This window comes from Nocardioides abyssi, assembly GCF_030412915.1.
Taxonomy (GTDB): Bacteria; Actinomycetota; Actinomycetes; order Propionibacteriales; family Nocardioidaceae; genus Nocardioides; species Nocardioides abyssi.
In genome coordinates, this window is the sequence record NZ_JAUHJR010000337.1 from 1 (window position 1) to 207 (window position 207).

Below are 207 nucleotides of genomic sequence, written 5' to 3' on the forward strand. Positions count from 1 at the left end.
ATCGTCGGCCAGCTCGGCCAGCGCCCGCTCCACCTCGGCCGGCAGGGCCGGACCCGCGTCCCCGACGACGACCCGCCCGCCCTGCTGGCGGGCCCCCTCGACCCGCGGCACCCCGGCCGCGACGACCGCGGGCGGCACGCCCAGGCGGTCGGCCAACGACGTCGCCGGCACGCCGCGGTCGAGGGGATGGGCGGCGTCGTGCGAGCG

At 82.1% G+C, this 207-nt stretch carries 1 protein-coding gene; it reads right to left on the reverse strand.

From position 1 onward, the window contains the following. The coding region (locus QWY29_RS20935) for a hypothetical protein (RefSeq protein ID WP_300963124.1) at positions 1–207 on the reverse strand (207 nt) is incomplete at both ends.